Genomic DNA, 22,797 nt, shown 5'->3' with positions numbered 1-22,797 from the left:
TTGTGTCGTCCTAATATAGGTTGACAGTTATTAGGCCAGCTCTCGAAGCTGGCCTTTTCTATTATGCACTGCGTTAGGCGTTTCCATATCTAATGCTAAGTGCGGTCTCATTTCATTGTAAATATTGATTGATTCGGTAACGAGTATTTTCAACTCTTCGATTGTTTTACATCGGTAGAGTAAGAACTCTTGCTTAAGTATACCGTTTATTCGTTCTGCTAATGCATTTTGATAACAGTCGTAACCATCTGTCATTGACGGCTGGATCCCATTCGCATTCAACTCATTCTGGTAGATAGCTGAACAGTATTGTAGCCCTCTGTCTGAGTGGTGAACACTGTTACCTGCATATCGTTTATCTCTGACGGCCATCTTCAGTGCTTTGACTACATTTTCAGCCCTCATGTCCAAGCTCAAGTGGTGCCCTACAATTTTACGCGTGCTAGAGTCTGTTACTAACGATAGATAGTGTACACCTTGGTCGGATTCGAGATAGGTGATATCGCTAACAAGCACATGCTCTGCATTATGCAGACCTTCTTCCTTAAGTAAATTTGGATGCTTTTTCATCCAATGTTTACTGAATGTAGTTTTGGTAAAACTTTTCTTTGGCTTAACGAGTAGTCCCTCGCTCCTTAAGTAAGTAAAAAAGCCATCTCGACCTAGTTTAATCCCATGCTCAACCAGCTTTGGTTTTATAAGTGTATAGAGCTTGCGCGTCCCTATTTGCGGCATATACTTGCGCCAATAAAGTACCCAATCTTTAATTATCGATAGCTCTGCTCTTCTACATTCCATGCGAGAAACAGCCTGGCAAACCGACTGTCTCGATACTCCCACAACCCGGCATGCTGCCGCCAAATTTATTTCTTTTCTTTTTTTGGCTTGCCAGACGTACCGGATAAGTACTTTTTTCTGAGACCCGCTCCATACTCGTTATCCATAATATCTACCATTCCATTAAGGATTTTATTACGGAGCTTTTCGTCAGCTAATTCTCTCTCGAGGCGTTTTATTTTTTCGGCTGGTGTTTCTTTTGAACTTGGCATAAGTGGATGCTGAAATGGTTTCGACCAGTCGAGTCTACCATGCTTTCTGAGCCAAACCAGTACCGTCGACCTTCCTTGTATTCCGAAGTGAGCTTGTGCCTGTTTATAAGTGAATTCGCCTTTTTCTACACGCTCAACCACACCCAATTTAAAAGCTAAGGTGTAATCACGCTGTGTGCGCTTAGGCCTTTGATTACTTGAAGTTGTCATAAAGAAATCCTCTTTATGTCAACGTATTTTAGGACGGGACAATTAAACATTAAAAAGCAGCATTTTTATGCTGCTTTTTTTGTGCCTGTAGCTTACGGACAGTGACTGAAATAATGAATTATGTGCATGTTGGAACGCTGAGGGCTGAGCTCGGCAGCTATTTGATTTCATCACACTTTTCACATTAATTTTGAAAGGTGTCAATGCAATATAGGATGGGAACAAGCAAGAAAAAAGGCGCTTGAAAGCGCCTTAGTCGTAACCCTTAGTCGTAACTTAGTTGGGTTCTAAACAAACATTTGCTTGAAAGCAGCCCATTGTTCATTGAACTGCTCAGTTGGCTTACGCGTAAATCCACTACGGATAAAGCCATTAATACGGCCATCGGTGTAGCAAATCATCATGTTGGCGATAATCGCTTCATCTGCAGAAAGGGTTTTACCTTCCCGTAGCTTGCGCTCTCTTAGCACTTGTTTAAGCTGCGTTTCTAAACGCTCGAAAAGCTTTGCTATGCGCGCGCGCAACCGGTCTTGTTCACCCATTAACGCATCACCATTTAATATTCGAGTAATACCCGGGTTCTTCTCAGCAAAGCCCAAAATAAGATGAAGAATAAGCTGACAACGCGTAAGCGAGTCTTTCTCTTCATTCACAATCTTATTGATGCGCGTGAAAAGTGTTTCTTCAATAAACTCGATAAGCCCTTCAAACATTCGCGCTTTACTTGGAAAGTGACGGTAAAGTGCCGCTTCAGACACTCCCACTTTTTCCGCTAATTTAGCAGTAGTGATACGTTGACCTGGGCTGGTTTCTAACATTCCAGCAAGTGCTTGCAGAATTTGAGCTCTGCGATTTGTTTTTTTGACAGCAGGCATACGAAAGTATTTCCTCCGCTACCGAGTTATAGCAACTCGGGCTCCATGTTAAGTTGGCTTACACCAAAGCGTTTATATTTATCGTTTTTATTATCGACACTTAATAAGCATCTGTTAGTTTTTATTGTTTAAAGTGTAGCGCTCTGCAATAAGTGCAAGTAATTGACCCGCTAACTCGCTTTTACTGGTTGCAGGTAATCGTTTATCACCATCTTGCCATATTACGTGCAGTGCATTTTTATCACTGTTAAACCCCAGACCCTCGGCAGTAATATCGTTAGCCGCAATCATGTCTAGCTTCTTTTTGGCTAGCTTCGAGCGCGCATAATCTTCTACATTTTGGCTTTCGGCCGCAAAGCCCACACAAAATGGTCTGTCTTGGCTGGTGGATATGTTCGCTAGAATATCAGGGTTTTTAACAAAAGTAAGTGTTAACTCATCACCGGTTTTCTTAATTTTATTGTCGGCAACGCTCACGGCCTTGTAATCTGCTACAGCAGCCGTACTAATAAATATATCTGTGGAGGCTTTAAGCGTTTGACAAGTATTAAGCATTTCCTCTGCGGTAGTGACATTAATACGGTCACAGCGTTCGGGCGTTTCAAGCGACACAGGACCTGCCACTAAGGTTACATTTGCCCCCGCGAGTGCTGCTGCCTGAGCGATGGCAAACCCCATCTTTCCTGAGCTGTGATTTGAAATATATCGTACAGGGTCCAAAGGCTCTCTGGTTGGTCCCGCTGTTATCGTAATATTCTTTCCCGATAACGCCTTTAGCGACGAAGAAAGGGATAAAGCGTCTCTCTCTGCGTCATTTATTACATTGGCAATATCAACAGGCTCAACCATTCGACCTGAACCCACATCGCCACAGGCTTGTTCACCACTTGCCGGGCCAATAAAGGTTACGCCGTGCTCTTTTAAAATATCGATGTTGCGCTTTGTTGCTACCGCTTTCCACATTTGTTGATTCATGGCAGGAGCAATAAAGAGTTTCGCTGTTGTTGCAAGGTACAGTGTAGTCAGCAAGTCATCTGCCATACCGTGAGCAAGCTTAGCAATGGTGTTTGCGGTTGCGGGTGCAACAAGTAGGATATCAGCCCACTTTGCCAATTCAATATGCCCCATTGCGGCTTCAGCAGCAGGATCAAGCAGCTGGCGATGCACCGAATTTCCTGACACAGCCTGAAGTGATAATGAACTAACGAATTCTGCGGCAGAGTCTGTTAGAACCACACGCACGTTTGCGCCTAACGCAGTAAGCTTGCGCACAAGATCAGGTGCTTTATAAGCGGCAATCCCGCCAGTAACACCTAGCAAAATATTTTTGTTAGCAATAGACATAGAAGAACACAAAATCTCGAAATTAGCGTTAGCCTACCATGGTGACAAAAAATCGGATAGCTGAACGAAAGTAGGTCTTGTTTCAACTGTGGCAGATAAGCAGTGCCTACAGGTGTCAAAAGTCAATGATAAACCCGCCTTTTATACAGTCGTTTCTTTGTCACCATTCATCTATAAACAACCTTTTATAGAATAGTCGGGCTAGATGAATGTCGATAAAAGTATGGCCAAAGAATGAAAGGCCAAGAGAAAAATTATTGCAGCATGGGGCTGAAAGCTTAAGTGATGCTGAACTCATCGCTGTCTTGCTGGGAAAAGGTGTGAAAGGAAAAAGCGCTGTGTCTGTGGCACATGAACTTCTCAACGAGCTAGGCTGCTTACGGGGTGTGGTAACGGCAACGAAAGAACGGTTTGCCAAAATAACGGGAGTTGGACCGTGCAAGTATGCGCAGTTTCAGGCGGGCTTTGAAATATTTAAACGCAATTTGGAAATAAAGCTGAAGCGTCAGGACGTTTTTAATAATGTAGATGATACTAAACGTTATCTACAGGCAAAGCTAAGAGACTGTGAACGTGAGAAGTTCGCGCTTTTAATGCTTGATAGCCAACATCAGCTTATTGCTTTTCGCACTATGTTTAACGGTACGATAAACAGTGCAGCGGTCTATCCAAGAGAATTGATCAAACAAGTAATGATCGATAATGCAGCCGCGATCATTTTGGTTCATAATCATCCTTCAGGCGTTGCTGAGCCTAGTCATGCGGATATAAGATTAACCGCAGAGATCAAAAGCGCAATGGCGTCGATCGATGTGCCAGTTTTAGATCATTTTGTGGTTGGTGATAAAGAAACTGTTTCATTCGCACAGCGAGGCTTGTTAAGATAAGAAATCTAAGTCATTTGTCGATTATAATCTAGTCAAATGGTTGAAAATGATTTAGCATAGGATTTAGTGGGTTATTTTATTAAAGGACTGTTATGAAGAAGTCAATCATTGCATTATTTGCAGCTGCAACTATGGTTGCAGGCGTTAACGCACAAGACGGTGAAGGTGGTAGTGGTACTACTGGCATCGGCGGCGTAAGCGGCGGTATGATCGCGTCTGGTGTTGTTGTTGCGGGTATCGTTGCGGGTGTTGTAAACAACAACTCTGCTGATGCACCAGGAAATGGCGGCACTACTCCAGGTCAACCTACTTGTGAAGGTGACGACCAAATCGTTGATGGTGTGTGCGTAGGTACAACCGAAACTGTTACTGTAACTACCTCTGGTTCTGTAACAAAAACCATCACCGTACCTGTTACATTTACTTACGCACCGACCGTACAGTAAATTTAAGAGTATTCGAAAAAGCCGCTTTTTTTAGCGGCTTTTTTTATTTTTATAGCAAAGTTCATTTGTTTTTAGTTTTTGTCGGCGCATTTTAATGAAACTACACACTTTATTTGCCCTTTCGGGTGTTGTTTGCCTTTTTCTTTCCGGATGTTCCACCACGTCACTAGCGTATTACAACACGCTGAAGCTCGCGCTAAAAGATAGAACAGTTAGTTATACCGTTGAAGAGATTGCTGCTAGTAAAGCTGATCTTATGCAAATTAAAGCGGGCGGAAGAGATGCAGCCTCGCTTGCCCTTGCGTATATCGATGGTGAAAAGTACCGGTGGGTATCTGGTGATAAAGTCATCTTCACCATGCACCATGGCATTATCGTTAAAACTGAAGGTTTGGATCACGACCTATACTACACGGGAAATCTTCAGCACAACCCGCTTGCCACCAACAATGTTCTGCCATTCAATTGGAAACGCAAAGTTGATATTGCTTCCATAGGTTGCGGTGTGCCGGTTGACTCATCTTGGCGAATAGAAGGGGAAGAAACTCGCGAATATTTAGGTTTTTCTGTTCCGGTAATTAAGGTTATCGAAACCGTAGAATTTTCTGAATACACGCCATTTATCGACGTAGGGTTGTCGTGGGAAAACACGTATTTCTTGCACAAATACTCGAAGGAACTTCTGGCCTCAAAGCAGCAGTTCAGCCCTGAAGGAGACGTTTACGATATGGTTTATTTAAGCCGAGTAGTACGTGAGATGAAGACACAAGGAGCAACGCAATAATGAAGTATATCTATACGCTTTTTATTGCCCTAGGCCTTACTGCAGCTACCAAGTTATATGCAAATGATAACCTTGTTAGTGTCATGATAAACAAGCAAACCTATCAGTTCGACAGGCCGATACGACTATCAAGCGTACTGTCCATTGTTGCTGATAATGGTGATTGGTACTGGCCTTCAGCTTCAGCCTTTGATTTAGCTAATCCTAAAGCTGAAGAAGAGAAAGAGATAGCGCTATCTCAAATTAGCGGACTGCTCAATCAATTTGATGCCGATTCTGAAACACATAAAGCCCTTCAAAATCTCTATGATCAAGTAAGCTCATGGACGGTGTCTACACGCATAGACATGCCAATTTCCTACAATCGAGCAAGGTTGTTTTTTGAAGACAACCCTATGTTTCAGCCAGGTAAATACTGGATTCGACTAAATGGAAGACCTGACGTTGTGCATTTCTCTGGCGCTGTTGTAAAGCCTGGTGCGTACAAGCATCAAAGCGATACGTCGGTTTATACGGCTGTTCACACGGTGAAAAAAGCGGTTGATGCCGACAGAAGTCATGTCTACGTAATTGATCCAATGGGAAATATTGAAGAAAAGGGTATTGCTTATTGGAATTTAGATTTTGGGCAGCTTATGCCGGGCAGCCAAGTCTATGTTCCTATCTCATCAGAACTCTTTAGCAATAAACTTAAGCAATTAAATGAGCGCGTAGCCGCTTTAGCAGTACATAGGGTTTTACCTCAATGAGTGCGCCACTACTTTCTAAGAAAAAAACACTCGCGCTTGTAATTGGCAGCGCGCTTTCTTCTACCGCTTTTGCTGATACTCAAGTTCGCGTTACTCCTTCGCAGATGGTGCAGGGCGGAAATGGTCTTATTCAAACACCAACGGCTCGTATGCGAGACGAAGGTGGAATGGCCATTAACTATACCGACAACGGCGAATATCGCTTCTGGTCAGTTAACATTCAGCTTTATGATTGGATGGAAGCAACTGCCCGGTATACTGACGTGCGCACAAGACTTTACAGTCAAGTTGAATCATTCAGTGGTGATCAAACGCTGAAAGATAAAGGCTTAGACGTTAAATTCAGGTTGTGGAAAGAAAGCTACTATCTGCCAGATATCAGTGTCGGCTTCAGAGACTTTGGTGGAACAGGCTTTTTTGAAAGTGAATACGTCAACGCCAGTAAGTCTATCGGTCCATTCGACTTTCACCTTGGCTTAGGCTGGGGATATCTTGGTACAGCCGATGACATCAGCAACCCGTTTTGCGAGCTTAAAGACAGCTTCTGTGAACGCCCAGGGGGCTTCTCTGGCCGCGGTGGTAAGGTAGACTACGACCAGTTTTTTAAAGGAACAACCGCATTTTTCGGTGGTGTGGAATACCAAACACCATGGGAGCCGCTAACGCTAAAGCTTGAGTTCGAAGGGAATGACTATTCTCGTGACAGAGCTGGACAGCTAGAGCAAGATTCTCGCTGGAATGTTGGTGCAGTGTATCGTTATAAAGACTTCGATTTCACGTTGAACTATCAACGAGGTAATACTGTTGGCTTCGGCGTTACGTATCGCTTTAATATGAATACGGCTTCGCAAATAAAGTTCGATGAACCACCTAAGAACCTGATGGGTAGAAAGGTGCCACAAGACGTGAAAGATGTTGATAAATCCCGTCTTTACAATGACCTTTACCGGTCGGGGGGCTTTGTACTGTCTGATGCTGAAATTAAAGAAGACAGCGCTACGTTTTACGGTACACAGGTTGCCTATCGTGACCAGGATGAAGCCATTGAGCGAATTGGTCGCGTGGCGGCCTCAGAGCTTCCAGATTCCGTAAAAACCTATCATGTAGTAGACAATCGCGCAGGTCTTCCTTTAGTAGACACGCAGGTGGATGCCGAGGCCTTTATTGCTGCAGCGCGTTACGAATCTGTTGACGCAGATATCACTGAAACCTACGTCAGAACATCACCCTCAAAAGAAGTGCTCGACGCCTATGATCCTGCCAATACATCTGGCTTCTACTACAGCGCAGATTTCTTCTTTACCCAATCATTCGGTAACCCAGAAGATTTCTATCTGTATCAAACCGGATTATTGCTAAACGGCGGTTATGCTTTTAACGAAAACTTTGCAATCATGAGCAGTGCCAGGGTTACGCTTCTAGATAACTTCGACAAGTTTAACTACTTGGTAGATAACGAAGAAGTGTCGCTACCTCGCGTGCGTACTCGAGTTCGTGAATATGTGTCAGCAAACGATGTATGGCTAGATACAACATTCTTACATTACAAAGACACCATTGCAGAAGACCTCTATGCTCAAGCGTACGCGGGTTATCTAGAAACCATGTTTGCTGGTGTAGGCGGTGAAATACTGTATCGTCCCGTTGATAGTAATCTAGCTTACGGACTTGATATCGCTTACGTAAAACAGCGCGATCCTTACAGTCAAACAGGTTTGGAAGACTACACTGCGGTCACTGGACACGCTAGTGTCTATTGGCAGCCAGAATTCTTAGACGACACGCAAATTACCGTAAGTGCTGGGCAATTCTTAGCCAAAGATAAAGGCGTGAATATCGATTATGCGAAGCGTTTCGATAGCGGTATCATTGTTGGTGCATATGCGGCATTCACTGATGTATCGTCAGAAGAATACGGCGAGGGAAGCTTCACCAAAGGCTTCTACATTTCCATACCTACAGATCTGTTCTTGTTAGAACCTACCAAAGGTCGCGGATTATTCCCATGGGTGCCGATTTCTCGTGATGGCGGTCAAATGCTGCGTCGACCCACTCGTTTGATTGACATGACTGAAATAAGGTCACCATTTTTTGATTAAATAGAAATACGCCGCGTTCGCGTGGCGTTTATTCTCGTGCGGATATCTTAGATGCTGCAATGCGAATATAAAATTAAAGCGTAGATTGCGTATTTATTCATAGCCTAACCGCTTAGGGAAAAGTACAATACGGGCCGTGAAAAATGAGAGCTGGTAGTTTTTCGAGCAAAAAAAAGCCAAAAAGTAACCTTTTTGTACTTTCTTATTGAAATGATCCTGCCTTTGCTGTATAAAATGCGCCCTCTAATTTATAGTAATACGTCATTTGACCCAACCACTGTTTGAGCGCTTGGGATTAACTGACGCGACAGTTATCGTTGTTCTGGAGACAAATACAATGTCAAGAGTATGCCAAGTAACAGGTAAGCGTCCAACGGTTGGTAATAACCGTTCACACGCAAGAAATGCGACTCGTCGTCGCTTTTTGCCAAACCTTCAAACACACCGTTTTTGGGTTGAGAGCGAAAACCGTTTTGTAAAACTACGTTTGTCTGCAAAAGGCATGCGTATCATCGACAAGAAAGGTATTGATTCAGTACTAACTGACATCCGTACCCGTGGTGAGAAAATCTAAGGAAGCCGACAATGCGTGATAAAATTAAACTAGTTTCTTCAGCAGGTACAGGTTTCTTCTACACTACTGATAAAAACAAGCGTAACATGCCTGGCAAAATGGAGATCAAAAAGTATGATCCCGTTGTGCGTAAGCACGTTATGTTCAAAGAGGCCAAAATCAAGTAATTAGCTTGCTTTTGTCTCCACGAAAACCCAGCCCTTGCTGGGTTTTTTGCTTTTTGAAGAAGATATTTCTACTTCATCACGTCACGATCCCACCGGATCCCATATTCGACTGTCCACGATCCCTTGAGTTTGTCTTGCGATCACTGCTTTCTCCCACTTACTTTTTTCCAGCAGGTCCTAGGTTTTCTTTGAATTGAATTAGCTTATATATTGGCTAGGTATTACTATATTCCTAATTTCAGGACTCATATTTAACGGAAAGTCAGGTGGCTAGAATTTCTCAGCGAGCAATGAATAACGTGGTCATTATTGCCATGCTTATCATGATTGCATTGTTCAACTTAGACAGTCTTGTACCTACGAAGGACGTTGTTCAATCTCGCAGCCTGCTACCTGAAGACGCTTATGTGTTAAAAATAGAGCACGATGGTCATAGCTTAGAGCGAGTTGGGCAGCAGTGGCGCCAGTCAGGTCAAAATACAGTCCTCGCCATCAAGCCGGATGTTCAGTTTTCCCATTGGCAACGGGCAAGGCTTGAGCCGGCCACTGACGTACCCGAAGCGATTACCAACGTACAGCCTTACATCGTCGTAGTATGGCTCGCAGGCAATAATAACGGCAATGTTTACGCCATCTATCCGAATACATCACCTGTTGTGATCAAATTTGAAAATAATTGGTACACATTAACCAACACCGAACTTGATAATCTTTTACCTTGGATACTGTAAATGCCTGAACTACCAGAAGTTGAAGTAAGCCGTTTGGGCGTTTCTCCACATCTTATTGGCAATACCATTACGCAGGTGGTGGTGCGTGAGCGAAGAATGCGCTGGCCCATTCCACAAGAGGTAGCGAACGTTGAAGGTCAGAGCGTTATTGCTGTAAAACGCCGCGCTAAATATCTACTTATTGAAACAGCCAAAGGCACGTTAATTTTACATTTAGGTATGTCGGGTAAATTACGCGTTATCGATGCATCGACACCAATTATTAAGCATGACCACGTAGACATTGTTTTAAACACCGGTAAGTGCTTACGTTTTAACGACCCAAGGCGCTTTGGTGCAGTGTTATTTCAGGCTCCTGATATGCAAATAGCCATGCTTGATAACTTGGGCCCAGAGCCGCTTACAGACGACTTTGACGATAAGCGCTTATTTAAACTATCGCGCAATCGAAAAGGCCCCGTTAAAAACTTCATTATGGATAACGCCATTGTGGTAGGTGTAGGAAACATCTACGCGAACGAAGCACTGTTTTTAGCTGGTATAGACCCGCGAAGAGCCGCAGGCAACATCAGCGCTGCTCGCTATCAGTCGTTAACTGCAACCATTAAGCAAGTATTGGCCAAAGCCATTGAACAAGGCGGCACAACATTAAAAGACTTTGCGCAAACCGACGGTAAGCCTGGGTATTTTGCACAGCACTTGAATGTGTATGGGAGAAAAGGCGAGCCTTGTGAAGTGTGTGGCAAAGCCATCGAAAGTAAGGTTATTGGGCAGCGAAATACCTTTTTCTGTACTCACTGCCAACGCTAATACACTTACTATTGGTGCTTAATCTTTCTTGCTCAGCCGGTCTTTTAAAGCTTTCTCAACTACTGGGTGGCAAAAGCCACTCACTGCACCGCGGTGAAGAGCGACTTCTTTTACTAGGGTGGACGAGATAAATGAATTCTCCTCTGCAGGAGTAAGAAAGACACTTTCTAGTTTGGGATTTAAACGGCGATTCATATTTGCGAGTTGAAACTCGTATTCGAAATCAGAAACTGCGCGTAAACCACGAATGAGAATTGTGGCATTTTGTTCGTCAGCAAAATCAGCCAATAAACCAGTAAACCCCACTACCTCGACATTTGGTAAGTCAGCAGTGACTTTTTTTATCATTTCTACGCGCTCTTCTAACGTAAACAGTGGCTTTTTACTTGGGTTAGAAGCAATCGCTACAATCACATGAGAAAATAACTGAGATGCGCGTTCAATAAGGTCGGCATGACCGTTAGTGATCGGGTCGAAAGTACCAGGGTAAAGTGCTCTAGTGTGCATAAAGTCGAATCTTTTCGTTGTAGAGGGTTTATGTGTTCAACGTGGCTAATGTAACACATTATTAGCGTATACCAATCCGCTTACCACATGTGCTTTTATTACTTCACTGCCTCGCGGTAACCATTCATACACGCTGACCAGTCGCTCTCTTGCCAGTGAAAGACAGGGTTCTTCGCTTTCTCTTTATGTAAAGAGCGCAGCAGCCGGTCTAAATTACCCTGTTTCCAGCTGTTACCTTGACGCTGCTCGCAGCGATCGAAATCGATAAGCCATATTTGCTTATCGCTATCAATCATGATGTTTCGAACGTTGGCATCATGATGGTACACCTGACAATTGTGCATAGCTGCCAGCGCTCGGCCAACCTCATACCACTCATCTTTATCCAGTGGTTTATCGCACAGTGCGTGGTGTAAATCTTTGCTATTTGGAATACTTAAAGTAATTAAATCGCCGCGGTAAATCAGGCCTCGGCGGTGTATACGCGCCGCAACCGGAATAGGCACAAGAAGACCTTGTGTTCGCATATATTCGAGCAGCCTGAACTCTTCAAACGGGCGAGATCGCTCAACACCAATAAACAGATATTGATCGCTCAGCACTTTGCCCACCAAGCCACCACGTTTGAAATGACGTAAAACCCAGCGCTGACCCTCATGCTCAATGAAAATGGTTGTACCACGTCCCTTGGCTTGACCTGTTATTTTGTCTTGAAGCTGCCAAAAGTCGGGGGTAAACATCTCCGCATTGGGGTGACTGACTAAAGTGTCGTCGAAAATAAAGTGGTGCCCAGCACCTATGTCTCGTCGTATTGTCGCCATGTCGCCCACAACTTATGGTAAATTCTTTATTCTAATGATTTATTTTGGTTTTTCAGCAACGACCGCGTTTCAGAGGTAAAAAAGTCTGCTTACGCGCTCATAGTTTTTACGTACTAAGATTATTCGTTGAAATAGTGAATCTAATTCAACGTCTTAAGTATAAAAACCTAAGTCGTTATGCTCATACGCGAGTATCGTTGACCATATTCATCATTTTGGAATGAGCATGTTAAATTGCGGCGGCCCGGAGAGTTCTATCTGAAAAATAAGCATTTATTTGGCGCGAAAAGGTAATACTCGAGCAAATAGGCTTCACATAGCGCATGCTAAAAGATACGAACAATAGGAAAAAATACTGTTGATAGACCAGGGCACCATCACAAGCTAATTGTCGCTTAATTTACTTAATTGTAAGGTAAAACTATCAACTATTATCTACACTTAGCGTTGCGAAGTGTTCCTTTGAAATAACAGGGAGTCGTTACTGAATGAAAAAGCCCGCTTTGCGATGGCTATCCACTGTTCTTGCTTATACTCAATTTAGACTGGTGCTATTACTGAATATTGCACTGTTTTCAGGCATGCCTGCGGCACACGCAGCAGAACTAAACGTCATGGTTAATGAGAGTGTCATGGTTTCAGAGCTAAACCGCTCTGAGCTTCGTCAGATATTTACCGGCCATCGTCAATATTGGAGCGATGGTACTAAAATCACGGTATTTGTATTGCAAGATAACGATGAGCTCCACAAGCAGTTTTGTCGTGAAGTACTTCAGATGTTCCCTTATCAATTATCTCGCTTATGGGATCAAATTACCTATTCTGGGCAGGGCGTTACACCCGTTAGGGTCACGTCTTACCAGGCGTTGATAGAGGCGTTAGAAAGTACCACAGGCGCTATCGGCTATGTTGAACATACCGAAATTGTGAAATTAAGACGCGTAGAGGTAGGAACAGAATGAATAAATACATCGCTCTCGCGTTTGGAATGATAAGCATGCCTGTCCTTGCTTCACAGGGAGATTTTTCGTGGCACGGTTATGTCTCTCAAGGTGTTACTCAGTCAAATGGAAGTAACTTTATAACTGACGATAACGCAACAACAGGTGAGCTCACCGAAGTTGGGCTAAATGGTTACTATCGAATAGCGGAAAACATCTCTGTTGCCGGGCAAATTAATTATTTAGACGGCGGGAATCGTTTTGAGCAGGGCGCTCGTTTAGATTATTTGTTTATTGACTGGAAATTGCCTGACTTGCCCGGTAAGTGGCAAGGGCAAGTCCACATTGGTCGCTTCAAAAATCGCCACTGGCTGTATTCAGTGACCAGAGATGTGCCACAAACACGTTACACGTCTGTTCTTCCCCAGTCTGTGTACTTTGACGGGTTTCGCGACGTTGCTTTGGGAAGCAACGGTATCCAAACCAGTTTCTCACACTATGGTACTCAGAACATCTGGGAATTAAACTGGAGTTACGGTCGCTCTAATATTAACGACTCCCAGCGAGATTTTTTACTCGGAGATGAAGCAAAAGGCGACATTAAGCAAGACTTTGTTCATCAAGCCAGCGTATTCTGGCAACCGGCTACCATGACATGGAAATTAGGTGCCAGCTGGTTGAGTTCTGATTTCAGGTACACACCTTCTCAGGATGAAAACCGTGTTGCAGGTAATGCAGATATAGAGCGTATTATGCTGTCTGCGCAATACTTTGCAGCAAGCTGGGAAGTGTCAGCGGAGCTAGTTAGGGAAGTTCAGGATAATAAAGGGCTATTCTTCCCTGGTTTTGCCTTTAAACGCACGGGCGAGGGCGGTTTTGTTCAGTTTAGGTATTTGTTTAATAACAATATAAGTGGTCTTATTGGCTACGACACATACATTAACGACAAATCAGATCGAGATGGAAAGCAGTTAGAGGCGATGACCGGCGGCGAGATCCCCGCCTACTTTGGCTACCAAGATACATATACCCTAGGGTTGCGTTGGGACATTGCACCGAAGTGGCGACTTCAAGGTGAGTATCATTGGGTTGAAGGTGCGACAAGGGTAGTGAGCTTACTGAACTTAGATGTAGCGTCTCATGCCGATAAGCATTGGGAAATGTGGTCAGTGCAATTGATGTATTGGTTTTAAGGGCATTAGATGAAGGTTCAGGTATCTTTCACCACTAAAACCATCACAATTTTGTTGGCTATGGTATTAACTGTGGCTGTAGTTATATCAACGGTTCTTATTCAGGAGTCTGACGCTCGAATTCTGCTCCAGCAACGGGAAAACCAGGTCAGTAATCAACGACGGGTTCAGCTTTTTGAAGACATTCTGCACGGCAGAATGATCACGCTTATTGATATCATCAGCCATAAGAGTGGAGGCAACGCAGATAGCCTTGAATCGCTACAACAAACGCTTAGCGGTCTTAGTGAATACCTGACTCTTAACTTTCAAGTTGAATCGCTGTATTTGTTTGACGAACACGGTGTTGTTGGTAACCCGCTACAGCCAGTAAATAAAACCATTGAAAAGTTAGTGAATACCACTCGGGTGTCGTTTGAAAGCCGCTCACTATTGTACTGTGACTCGGTATGCACGCACTACATTTCAATTCCAATCATGGCAAACGGTGAAACACTGCCCGTCATCGTTGTGTCCACGTCGATGAGAGAACTGCTATACCTGTTTAGTCGCGCTACCGATGTGCACAAAGTTGCTGTTGTCCAGCACAAAGAAACCTCATCTGAGCTGTCAGAATTAAGGGTGGCAAGCCAAGTGTCTGCGGCTAATCGACAGTACTTACAATCTCTATTTGATGCGTTACCCGATAATTGGCGAATTGACGATTTAGTTATTAGAGGCATGAACGTTGCGCTGGAAAATCAGCAGTTGCTGGTTAGTTTATTGCCTTTTAATCACGCATCAGGTGATCATCCTTACTTGCTTATTGTGCAAGACGTGTCGGCCATGGTGCGTCAAAACGAACAATACCAGTATATAGTTATTTCTAGCGCTGTTGCGCTATTTTTTATCTTCTCTTCGCTGCTTTACCTTTTCCTAAATCAATACAGAATACGCTTGTTAGATGTAAGCGAACGTTTGCCTATGCTGGCCGAACACAAGTTTAGCGAGTTTTACACCATTGCAGCTAAACGAAGGAAGTCGCCTATTTTCAAATTCACAGATGAATTGGACGTTGTTGAAGACGCGGCAAATAATCTGGCGCGCCAGCTAGAAAGCTTTGACGGACAAATGGCTATTAACACAGCGAAGCTTGAAAAAATGGCGATGTTCGATGTGTTAACCGGACTTCCCAACCGTAATATGCTGACGTTTCAAATAGAAAAGCAGCTAGCTAGTTCAATTCGCGACGATAGGTTAGTGGCACTGATGTTCATGGACCTTGATGACTTTAAAAAGGTTAACGACAGTCACGGTCATGACGTCGGCGATAAACTCTTAAAAGCTGCTGCTATGCGTATTTCCAAGCCGATTAGAGAGTCGGATATTGCATCTCGATTTGGCGGTGATGAGTTTGTTATTTTACTTTCAAATATCGAAAGCAAAAAGCACGTAGATACGGTAGCCAAAAAGCTGATAGAAGAGTTTAAAGAGCCAATCATTGTAGATGGCGTAACCTTTTACGTTTCCATCAGTATCGGTATTGCTATCACCAACCACTCTCGCGCCACGCCAGTAGAACTGCTAAGGCATGCGGATATTGCGATGTACGAAGCCAAAGCCAAAAAAGGGGCGGAGTATCGCGTGTATGACGCCACCATGAACCTTAAAGTAATGCAGAAGGTTGAGCTGGAGTCAGAGGCGCGTGAAGCCCTCAGAGACAATCAGTTTAGCTTAGCGCTTCAGCCCCAAATTGAGATGCACACGGGAAGGCTGGTGGGCTTTGAAGCGCTATTGCGTTGGCATCACCCTAAAAAGGGTAATATTTCCCCGGCAGATTTCATACCGCTTCTAGAAAACACGTCATTCATGCTTGAGCTTGATTACTGGGTAATTACGCGCTCAACTTATTTAATTAGAGAGCTTAAAAATAGCGGCTACCCCGACGTGAAGATGGCGATTAATTTGTCAGCGGGTCAGTTCTTAGACCCGAGTTTGCCTGAATTCTTGCAGCAGCAAATTATCAAAAATGACATAGCGCCCGACCAAGTTTGCTTAGAGTTAACCGAAACGGTATTGGTATCAGACATCAAGCGTGCAACCACCATCATGCAAAATATTCGCGACATGGGGTGCATGCTGGCTATCGACGATTTCGGCACGGGCTATTCGTCTTTGAGTTATCTTAAATCGTTACCCGCCGACTACATCAAAATAGATCGCTCGTTTGTGGCAAATATCGCCAGCAGTGCTGATGATAGAAATATTGTTCACTCTACGATTTCTATGGTGCGCAACATGGGAATGCAAGTGGTGGCAGAAGGAATTGAAACCAGTGAACAGTACGAGTTGCTGTGTCATTTCGACTGCAACCTAGGTCAAGGCTACCTTATCAGCAGACCTATTCCCGAGGTTAACATTTGGGACGTATTAAGCGAAAAAGTAGAGTTTGGTTTTTGGAAAGAATCCGCCTAGGGCTGCTTGACTGTTTCAAAAGGCGCACGCTCCATCAATGTAGTGTGCTGAATAATTTACAAACTTAGTCGACAAACCCATTAAATACAGCGCACGGGTGTGTACCCTTTAACGCGCTTTCATTAAACTAACAGTTTTAATATACCTACACTCGGAGAATGGCATGTCTGCGGCATTTATTTCTCATTTGCAATCGCAAATTGAAGCCACGAAAGAAGATGGTTTGTACAAAAAAGAGCGTGTTATCACGTCGCAACAACAAGCGGATATTGGTGTTGCTAACGGCGAGCACGTTATTAATTTTTGTGCCAACAACTACCTTGGTCTTGCAAACAATGAAAGCTTGATTGAAGCAGCAAAGAAAGGCCTGGATAGCCATGGTTTTGGTGTAGCATCTGTACGATTCATTTGCGGTACACAAGACATTCACAAGCAACTGGAAGCCTCTATCAGCGACTTCCTCGGTACAGAAGACACCATTTTGTACCCATCGTGCTTCGACGCGAACGGCGGTTTATTTGAAACGCTATTAGGCCCTGAAGATGCCATTATTTCTGATGCGTTAAACCACGCCAGTATCATTGACGGTGTGCGCCTGTGTAAAGCTAAGCGTTATCGCTACGCCAATAACGATATGGCAGCATTAGAAGAGCAGTTGAAGCAAGCTGATGCCGATGGCGCACGTTTCAAAATTATTGCCACTGACGGTGTGTTTTCAATGGACGGCGTGATTGCCGATTTAGCCTCTATTTGCGACCTGGCCGACAAGTATGACGCCATGGTAATGGTAGACGATTGTCACGCAACGGGCTTCCTTGGCGAAAACGGCAAAGGCAGCCATGAGTATTGTGGCGTTATGGGTCGTGTAGACATCATCACCGGTACTCTAGGTAAAGCACTGGGCGGCGCGTCTGGCGGTTACACCTCGGGTAAAAAAGAAGTCGTAGAGTGGTTGCGTCAACGCTCGCGTCCTTATCTTTTCTCCAACTCGGTTGCGCCACCTATCGTTTCAGCATCGCTTAAAGTGTTTGAAATGATGAAAGAAGGTGACGAGCTTCGCGCTAATCTATGGCGCAACGCCAATCATTTCCGTACGCGTATGGAAGAGGCGGGCTTCACATTAGCTGGTAAAGATCACGCTATTATTCCTGTTATGCTAGGCGATGCCCGTTTAGCTAGCGAAATGGCAGACAAGATGCTTGAGAAAGGCATTTATGTTATCGGTTTCTCTTACCCTGTTGTGCCGAAAGGTCAGGCTCGCATTCGTACGCAAATGTCAGCAGGTCATAGCCTTGAACATGTTGATAAAGCGGTAGATGCATTTATTGAAGTTGGCCGTGAATTGGGAGTAATTTCATGAAGTCGCTAGTTAAAGCGAAAGCAGAAAAAGGCATTTGGCTACAAGACACGCCAGAGCCTGAAGTAGGACACAATGACCTACTGATTAAAATTCGCAAAACCGCTATTTGCGGCACCGACATGCACATTTACAACTGGGACGAATGGTCACAGAAAACCATTCCGGTACCTATGGTTGTAGGCCACGAGTATGTGGGTGAAGTCGTTGGTATGGGCCAAGAAGTGAAAGGGTTTAAGGTTGGCGACCGTGTTTCGGGCGAAGGCCATATTACCTGTGGCCATTGCCGTAACTGTCGTGCAGGCCGTGTACATTTGTGTCGCAACACTGAAGGCGTAGGCGTAAACCGCCCGGGCGCTTTTGCTGAATACTTGGTTATTCCTGCATTTAACGCGTTTAAAATTCCAGACAACATTAGCGACGACCTTGCGTCTATCTTTGACCCGTTTGGCAACGCTGTTCACACTGCACTAAGTTTCGACTTGGTGGGTGAAGACGTGCTAATAACAGGTGCCGGCCCAATAGGTATTATGGCTGCTGCAGTTGCAAAGCATGTAGGTGCTCGTCATGTCGTGGTTACCGACATTAATCCTTACCGTCTTGAGCTTGCTAAAAAAATGGGTGCAACCCGTGCCGTTGACGTAAGCAAGGAAGACTTGAAAGACGTAATGAACGAACTTGGTATGACAGAAGGCTTCGATGTGGGTCTGGAAATGTCTGGTGTGCCGGTGGCTTTCAGAGACATGCTGAACAAGATGAACCATGGCGGCAAAATTGCCATGCTGGGAATACCTCCACAAGATGTTGCCATCGATTGGAACCAGGTTATTTTCAAAGGCTTGGTGATAAAAGGTATCTACGGCCGTGAAATGTTCGAGACATGGTACAAAATGGCGAGCTTGCTGCAGAGCGGCTTAGATCTATCGCCTATCATCACACACACCTTTTCTATTGATGACTTTCAGAAAGGGTTTGATACCATGGGGTCTGGACACTCAGGTAAAGTTATTCTGGATTGGCAATAATGACAACATTCTCACACATTAGCGTAAACGACGTTGCAAACTTTCAAGGTGACGTAACCATTGTGGATATTCGCGATCCTCAATCGTTTGCTAATGGACACATGCCTAACGCAGCGCAGCTGAACAACGACAACTTTGCAGCGTTTATCGACCAAACGCCCAAAGATATCCCAGTGGTTGTAGTGTGCTACCACGGCGTAAGCAGCCAGCAGGCGGCCCAAGTGATTGCACAGCAAGGCTTTGAAACCGTTTATAGTATGGACGGTGGCTTCGAAGCATGGCGACTGGCAAATCCGGTAGTCACGGCATAGCGATTTGATAAAGGTGCACAATGTGCACCTTTATTTTTTGCAGCTACTGCAGTATTTCAGTATAAAGAGGTTATATACCGCGCCCTTGGTATATGTCATATCGCATTCATATTCTTCTGCTTCGGGGTAACAACTAGCTTATGGCTCATCCTTTAATTGCGTTCAATCAGCAAAGTCCTGCACATCTTCTCGCCAATTATTTAACCAGTCAGCACATTCAGGCCGCTGTAGTACAGCACGATAAAGAGTTCGTGGTGGTATTAGATAATCACGACCATCTCGACCGCGCAAAAGTTATTGCAGATGGCTTTTTGGCAAACCCTACCGATCCGAAGTACCAGCAAGCAGCATGGGATAATGGCAAGAACGTACGGCTGGCGCCTTCGGGTAATGGCTTTTCCGTGGGTAATATCATTGCCGATGCCGTGAAAGCGCCTTTTACCTCGGTGGTATTTATTCTGTGTGTTGCGGTTTATTTACTGTCGTTGTTTGGACTGTTTGCCCCTATCGCACAGCATTTATTGATGCAGCCATTTTCCATTTTGTCGCAAAATCACGAATGGTGGCGATTACTAGGCCCTGCGTTCATTCATTTTTCGGCGCTGCACATTATATTTAACCTACTGTGGTGGGGCATGTTGGGAGCTAAAATTGAACGCACCCTTGGCATGAGCATGCTGCTTATTGTGTTCTTAGTGTCGGCCACTATTTCGAACGCCGCACAAGCGCTGTTTAGTGACCCTGTGCAAGGCAACCTGTTCTTGTTTGGCGGCTTGTCTGGTGTGGTGTATGCCGTAATGGGCTTTGTGTGGTGGCTAGGCTGGTTGCGACCAAGTTGGGGCTTGTCGCTGCCAAATTCAATTGTAGGCTTTATGTTGGTGTGGTTGGTACTAGGTTATGCCGATATTTTGTGGGTAAACATGGCGAATGCTGCACATACAGCCGGGCTTATTTCTGGATGTTTGCTCGCCGGGGCCTTAAGTCTTGGGTCGGGTAAACGCTAGTGGCGTTTTATGTAGCTAAAAGGCGTACGTTAGCCTTTTAGCCCGTTATCTACTTTTAACCGCCTTGGTATAAGTATTTGGTGAAGATAACGTTCTTCACCACTTCGCCGCCTGTCTCTTGCTTCATGTGCTCTTGCAACGCTTTAAGAATAGCGCGGCGAATGTCTTCACGACCAGTTAGTGACTTAACCTTCTCTGCCGGTTGCTGGCCGAATATTTCAATGGCAGTAGAGCGAAGTAACGGCATATGGTGTTCAGCAATTTCAAGCTGATTAACATCGTGGATCATCAATTCAACTGACACGCGTACATAGCCTAGCTTTTGTGCGCTATCGCTAATGTAGTTGGTAACAATCTCTGGCTCTAAGCCCAAATAAGCATAGTTGGCCTTGTCTTGCGCCACTGCTGTGTTACAACCAAGAACGAAAAAACTAACCGCAAATACGCGTAAAACTAAAGACTTAAGCATAGTGAAGTCCGAAACACCAAAGTAATAAATTCACTTGGTAGTGTAGCAAAACTCTGATTAAACACACTACTGCAAAAGTTTAACCGAATGAAAATAATTGAACATGACGTGTTATCATACTAACAGATTCATTATTCGGGCTTTTCGTGTGAGTTTTAATGCCACTTTTCCAGTGGGTTTGGCGGTTGACTGGCAAGCACCTTCTGGCATCACAATTCCAAATGCACAGCTAAAAAACTGGCTGTTAGACACTGGGTCGTTAACCGAGCGAGTACAGTCTTTAAGCAACCACTTTTCTCTAGAGCTTATTGGCCAGCACGAGCAGATTCCTCACGACAATGAACTGTCGTTGTTACTCGACAACGGTGAAACCCATTATCAAGCGCGAGAAATTCTCCTATGTGGCGATCATAAGCCGTGGGTGTTTGCACGTTCTATCATCCCTCAAGCCTTTGTTGACAGCGAGCTTTCAGATCTTGGTCGAGAGCCTTTAGGAAAACGTTTGTTTAACGATAAGCGCTTTACACGCTCAGAGTTTCAACTGTGTACAGTGCCAGCTTCGCAATTTGGTATTAACAGCAATCAAACCTTGTGGGGCCGGCGCTCGTTGTTTACGTTAGGCAACTACAGCATGATAGTAGCAGAGGTATTTCTTCCGTCCTCACCGGCCTATAGCCGCTCTGCTAAAAACGAAAAGGAAAGCGAAAAGCAATTATGAAGCACAATTGGAACGCCTATGCGCGACTTATGCGCCTTGATAAACCTGTAGGTATTTACTTGCTGCTGTGGCCTACGCTGTGGGCGCTTCTTATGGCTGCACAAGGTTTACCGCCTTTAGGCATTACGCTCATTTTTGTGGCTGGCGTAGTTGTCATGCGTTCAGCCGGATGTGTGATTAACGATTATGCAGACAGAAAAGTAGACGGTAGCGTAAAGCGCACTGCCCAGCGTCCTCTTGCAACCGGAGAAGTATCGGCCAAACAAGCACTACAACTTTTTGCAGCGCTTATCGCTTTAGCATTTGTCTTAGTGTTATTCCTTAACTGGCAAACCATTGCGTTGTCAGTGGTAGCCTTACTCTTGGCAGCAAGCTACCCCTTCATGAAGCGTTACACCAATTTACCGCAGGTGGTATTGGGTGCCGCGTTCGGTTGGGCCATTCCTATGGCATTTATGGCTGTGATAGAAACAGTTCCAGCTTACGGCTGGTGGTTGTTTATTGCTAACTTATTATGGACGGTAGCTTACGACACCATGTACGCCATGGTAGACCGCGATGACGACCTACAAATAGGCATCAAGTCTACGGCCATATTGTTCGACAAAAACGACGTGCTCATAGTCATGCTGCTACAGGCCGCTGCCCTTGCCATTTTGTGGTGTATAGGCTGTGCTATTAACGCAACTTGGCCTTACTACTTAGCCGTGCTGTTTTCGGCTCTGCTATGCGTGCGCCAGTATCAGCTTATTAAACGCCGCCAGCGTGAAGGCTGCTTCACCGCGTTTATTGAAAATCACTATATTGGTTTAGCCATCACGCTAGGAACGGCACTGCATTTTTATTTGGTGTAACAGTAAAAGTAACTAGCCCAATACAAACCATTGTCTATGGTATTCAGCCACAAAAAAAGCGCCATAAAGGCGCTTTTTGAGTTTCTGTAAGCTTTGAACGCCTACTTTTCCGCTAACTTCGCTTCAAGCTCAGCAATGCGGCTTTCCATAGCGTCTAGCTTTTCACGAGTGCGAATAAGCACTTGGCTTTGAATATCGAACTCTTCGCGAGTCACTAAATCAAGCTTAGACAGCTGCGACTGCAATACCGCCTTTACTCGACCTTCGGCTTCTTCAGCCATGTTTTTAACGCCAGGTGGAACGGCATCAGCAATTTGTTTCGCTAAATCTTCGAGTTTCTTCGGATCCAACATGGAATTCCCTTATAATGCGCAGCTCAAATTATGAAAGCTATTCTATCGGTATCGACACGACATGC

At 44.6% G+C, this 22,797-nt stretch carries 25 protein-coding genes; 18 read left to right on the top strand and 7 right to left on the bottom strand.

The window, feature by feature from the left end:
• Window positions 1–30: 30 nt before the first annotated feature.
• The 3 genes from BIZ39_RS03400 to coaBC form a co-directional block, all read right to left on the bottom strand.
• A protein-coding gene (locus tag BIZ39_RS03400) for an IS3 family transposase (RefSeq protein ID WP_187446344.1) occupies window positions 31–1,259 on the bottom strand; the annotation gives its coding sequence in 2 pieces (ribosomal slippage) (window positions 31–908 and window positions 908–1,259; 1,230 coding nt in all).
• A gap of 287 nt (window positions 1,260–1,546) precedes the next feature.
• Window positions 1,547–2,134: a nucleoid occlusion factor SlmA gene (gene slmA / locus BIZ39_RS03395; protein ID WP_012516568.1), complete on the bottom strand. Its 588-nt coding sequence runs from the start codon at window positions 2,132–2,134 to the stop codon at window positions 1,547–1,549.
• Window positions 2,135–2,248: 114 nt separating this feature from the next.
• On the bottom strand, window positions 2,249–3,478 hold the full coding sequence (coaBC, locus tag BIZ39_RS03390) for a bifunctional phosphopantothenoylcysteine decarboxylase/phosphopantothenate--cysteine ligase CoaBC (RefSeq protein ID WP_187446343.1): 1,230 nt from the start codon (window positions 3,476–3,478) through the stop codon (window positions 2,249–2,251).
• A 209-nt stretch (window positions 3,479–3,687) separates the two neighbouring features.
• On the opposite strand from coaBC, the gene radC reads away from it, so the two are divergent.
• The 9 genes from radC (at window position 3,688) to mutM (ending at window position 10,725) form a co-directional block, all read left to right on the top strand.
• Window positions 3,688–4,365, top strand: a complete 678-nt coding sequence (gene radC, locus BIZ39_RS03385; protein WP_014947752.1) for a RadC family protein — start codon at window positions 3,688–3,690, stop codon at window positions 4,363–4,365.
• Window positions 4,366–4,457: 92 nt separating this feature from the next.
• Window positions 4,458–4,811 carry a hypothetical protein gene (locus BIZ39_RS03380; RefSeq protein ID WP_014947753.1) on the top strand — a complete coding sequence of 118 codons (354 nt, stop codon included), beginning with the start codon at window positions 4,458–4,460 and terminating at the stop codon, window positions 4,809–4,811.
• Window positions 4,812–4,905: 94 nt separating this feature from the next.
• A complete protein-coding gene (locus BIZ39_RS03375) occupies window positions 4,906–5,595 on the top strand; it encodes a YjbF family lipoprotein (protein WP_187446342.1) in 690 nt (229 codons plus the stop codon).
• Window positions 5,595–6,344: a capsule biosynthesis GfcC family protein gene (locus BIZ39_RS03370; protein WP_039236677.1), complete on the top strand. Its 750-nt coding sequence runs from the start codon at window positions 5,595–5,597 to the stop codon at window positions 6,342–6,344. Before BIZ39_RS03375 ends, BIZ39_RS03370 begins: the two co-directional genes overlap by 1 nt.
• Window positions 6,341–8,443, top strand: coding sequence for a YjbH domain-containing protein (locus BIZ39_RS03365; RefSeq protein WP_014977887.1), 2,103 nt, complete (start codon window positions 6,341–6,343; stop codon window positions 8,441–8,443). The genes BIZ39_RS03370 and BIZ39_RS03365 overlap by 4 nt, the downstream gene beginning before the upstream one ends.
• 337 nt (window positions 8,444–8,780) lie before the next feature.
• Window positions 8,781–9,017 carry a 50S ribosomal protein L28 gene (rpmB, locus tag BIZ39_RS03360; protein ID WP_014947757.1) on the top strand — a complete coding sequence of 79 codons (237 nt, stop codon included), beginning with the start codon at window positions 8,781–8,783 and terminating at the stop codon, window positions 9,015–9,017.
• A gap of 11 nt (window positions 9,018–9,028) precedes the next feature.
• Entirely contained in the window at window positions 9,029–9,184 is a 156-nt protein-coding gene (gene rpmG, locus BIZ39_RS03355) for a 50S ribosomal protein L33 (RefSeq protein ID WP_012516577.1), read from the top strand.
• A 266-nt stretch (window positions 9,185–9,450) separates the two neighbouring features.
• Window positions 9,451–9,915, top strand: coding sequence for a hypothetical protein (locus BIZ39_RS03350; protein ID WP_187446341.1), 465 nt, complete (start codon window positions 9,451–9,453; stop codon window positions 9,913–9,915).
• Window positions 9,916–10,725: a bifunctional DNA-formamidopyrimidine glycosylase/DNA-(apurinic or apyrimidinic site) lyase gene (gene mutM / locus BIZ39_RS03345; RefSeq protein ID WP_014947759.1), complete on the top strand. Its 810-nt coding sequence runs from the start codon at window positions 9,916–9,918 to the stop codon at window positions 10,723–10,725. It begins immediately after the preceding gene.
• A gap of 18 nt (window positions 10,726–10,743) precedes the next feature.
• On the opposite strand, the gene coaD is transcribed toward mutM, so the two are convergent.
• Together coaD and BIZ39_RS03335 are read right to left on the bottom strand one after the other, a co-directional pair.
• A complete protein-coding gene (gene coaD, locus BIZ39_RS03340; protein WP_014947760.1) occupies window positions 10,744–11,232 on the bottom strand; it encodes a pantetheine-phosphate adenylyltransferase in 489 nt (162 codons plus the stop codon).
• 98 nt (window positions 11,233–11,330) lie between these two features.
• Window positions 11,331–12,062, bottom strand: coding sequence for a 3-deoxy-D-manno-octulosonic acid kinase (locus BIZ39_RS03335; protein ID WP_187446340.1), 732 nt, complete (start codon window positions 12,060–12,062; stop codon window positions 11,331–11,333).
• Window positions 12,063–12,541: 479 nt separating this feature from the next.
• Between BIZ39_RS03335 and BIZ39_RS03330 the strand changes: the two genes are divergently transcribed.
• From BIZ39_RS03330 to glpG, 7 genes are all read left to right on the top strand, one after another.
• Window positions 12,542–13,015, top strand: coding sequence for a hypothetical protein (locus BIZ39_RS03330; protein ID WP_014977891.1), 474 nt, complete (start codon window positions 12,542–12,544; stop codon window positions 13,013–13,015).
• Entirely contained in the window at window positions 13,012–14,187 is a 1,176-nt protein-coding gene (locus tag BIZ39_RS03325; protein WP_014977892.1) for a hypothetical protein, read from the top strand. Before BIZ39_RS03330 ends, BIZ39_RS03325 begins: the two co-directional genes overlap by 4 nt.
• Window positions 14,188–14,196: 9 nt before the next feature.
• Window positions 14,197–16,641, top strand: coding sequence for an EAL domain-containing protein (locus BIZ39_RS03320; RefSeq protein ID WP_014977893.1), 2,445 nt, complete (start codon window positions 14,197–14,199; stop codon window positions 16,639–16,641).
• A gap of 163 nt (window positions 16,642–16,804) precedes the next feature.
• Window positions 16,805–18,001 (top strand): glycine C-acetyltransferase, encoded by a 1,197-nt coding sequence (locus BIZ39_RS03315; protein WP_014977894.1) that lies wholly within the window; start codon window positions 16,805–16,807, stop codon window positions 17,999–18,001.
• Entirely contained in the window at window positions 17,998–19,023 is a 1,026-nt protein-coding gene (tdh, locus tag BIZ39_RS03310; RefSeq protein ID WP_014947766.1) for an L-threonine 3-dehydrogenase, read from the top strand. Before BIZ39_RS03315 ends, tdh begins: the two co-directional genes overlap by 4 nt.
• Window positions 19,023–19,334: a thiosulfate sulfurtransferase GlpE gene (glpE, locus tag BIZ39_RS03305; RefSeq protein ID WP_014947767.1), complete on the top strand. Its 312-nt coding sequence runs from the start codon at window positions 19,023–19,025 to the stop codon at window positions 19,332–19,334. Before tdh ends, glpE begins: the two co-directional genes overlap by 1 nt.
• A 140-nt stretch (window positions 19,335–19,474) precedes the next feature.
• On the top strand, window positions 19,475–20,338 hold the full coding sequence (gene glpG / locus BIZ39_RS03300) for a rhomboid family intramembrane serine protease GlpG (protein ID WP_168463201.1): 864 nt from the start codon (window positions 19,475–19,477) through the stop codon (window positions 20,336–20,338).
• Window positions 20,339–20,393: 55 nt separating this feature from the next.
• Here the strand turns inward: glpG and BIZ39_RS03295 are convergent, their stop codons facing one another.
• Window positions 20,394–20,807, bottom strand: a complete 414-nt coding sequence (locus BIZ39_RS03295) for a flagellar basal body-associated protein FliL (RefSeq protein ID WP_014947769.1) — start codon at window positions 20,805–20,807, stop codon at window positions 20,394–20,396.
• Between the two features lie 148 nt (window positions 20,808–20,955).
• On the opposite strand from BIZ39_RS03295, the gene BIZ39_RS03290 reads away from it, so the two are divergent.
• The gene (locus BIZ39_RS03290; protein ID WP_014975276.1) at window positions 20,956–21,525 is read left to right on the top strand and encodes a chorismate--pyruvate lyase family protein; all 570 of its coding nucleotides are present in this window, start codon (window positions 20,956–20,958) and stop codon (window positions 21,523–21,525) included.
• Window positions 21,522–22,379 carry a 4-hydroxybenzoate octaprenyltransferase gene (gene ubiA, locus BIZ39_RS03285; protein ID WP_168463202.1) on the top strand — a complete coding sequence of 286 codons (858 nt, stop codon included), beginning with the start codon at window positions 21,522–21,524 and terminating at the stop codon, window positions 22,377–22,379. The genes BIZ39_RS03290 and ubiA overlap by 4 nt, the downstream gene beginning before the upstream one ends.
• A gap of 101 nt (window positions 22,380–22,480) precedes the next feature.
• Here the strand turns inward: ubiA and ubiK are convergent, their stop codons facing one another.
• Entirely contained in the window at window positions 22,481–22,732 is a 252-nt protein-coding gene (gene ubiK, locus BIZ39_RS03280) for a ubiquinone biosynthesis accessory factor UbiK (protein ID WP_014975278.1), read from the bottom strand.
• Window positions 22,733–22,797 lie beyond the last annotated feature (65 nt).

The organism is Alteromonas sp. BZK5, assembly GCF_014349115.1.
GTDB lineage: Bacteria > Pseudomonadota > Gammaproteobacteria > Enterobacterales > Alteromonadaceae > Alteromonas > Alteromonas macleodii.
The sequence above is the reverse complement of the archived record's forward strand: the minus strand, read 5'-3'. Positions and strand labels throughout refer to the sequence as shown.